Source organism: Vibrio sp. Vb1026, from assembly GCF_033338745.1.
Lineage (GTDB): Bacteria > Pseudomonadota > Gammaproteobacteria > Enterobacterales > Vibrionaceae > Vibrio > Vibrio alginolyticus.
In genome coordinates, this window is sequence record NZ_JAWOTH010000212.1 from 1 (window position 1) to 1,032 (window position 1,032).

Here is a 1,032-nt window from a genome sequence, read left to right on the forward strand (position 1 = left end):
AAGTGTTTCAAACTTGCGTCTCGGAACTTGGTGTCAATCGGTACTGCGGAAGTCCACACTTGGTTCGGGTAGTCTTTTTTCAGTTGCGTCAAAGTCTGCAACGAAGCGCGAGTTCGCTTGTCGTACATGGTTGGTACGATGGTGACTTTGAACCCATCTGGACGTGATTTCTGCATGATCGTCAACGTACGAATCATACGTTCCAAGCCTTTCATCGCGAGGAACTCAGTCTGTACTGGGATCAAGATACGATCACTCGCCGCGAGTGCATTAACCATCATCACACCAAGGATTGGCGGACAATCGATCAACACGTAGTCGTAATCTTGCGAAACCGCTTGAAGTGCGCGCTTCAAAATCAGCCCCATGCCACTACGGTTACCCATTACGCGGTCTAGCGTAGCCAATGACATGTGCGCAGGAATGATGTCCATTCCTTCCAACTCGGTTTCTAAGATCAACGGCTTAACCGTATCGCGAGTGAACGTCTTTAGCTGAAACAGATCGAACAAGCTTGATGACACGGTATCTGAGTCGTAACCAAGATAAGTCGTCAGTGACGCATGAGGATCGGTGTCGACCATCAATACACGATGACCTTTCTGGCTCAACAAACCTGCTAGTGTCACTGTTGATGTGGTTTTACCTACCCCACCTTTTTGGTTAGCTACACTCCAAACGATCATGATTTATCCTACGCTAAACCCACTTCCACCAGCATGCGTTCTGCAATTCGGTCAAGAGGTAAATCTTCAGAAGAAATGCCCGCTTTAGCAACAGCTTGAGGCATACCGTAAACCACACAGCTTTCTTCGTCTTGTGCCCAAATGGTTGAGCCTGCCGATTTCAGCATACGTGCACCTTCTCGGCCATCTGCACCCATTCCGGTGAGCACCATAGAAAGTACTTTGTCGCCGTAAACTTTCGCCGCAGAGCCAAAGGTCACATCCACACACGGTTTGTAGTTCATGCGATCACCGCCATCAATGATGCGAAGGCGAGCAGCACCTGCACGACCATCAATCATCATTT

2 protein-coding genes are annotated in these 1,032 nt (G+C 48.8%); both read right to left on the bottom strand.

Annotated elements, in window-relative coordinates; all coding sequences use genetic code 11:
• A partial coding sequence (locus R7E47_RS25370; protein ID WP_318085584.1) for a ParA family protein occupies positions 1-686 on the bottom strand: 686 nt, incomplete at its 3' end.
• Positions 687-694: 8 nt separating this feature from the next.
• The coding region (locus R7E47_RS25375) for a chemotaxis protein CheB (protein WP_318085586.1) at positions 695-1,032 on the bottom strand (338 nt) is incomplete at its 5' end.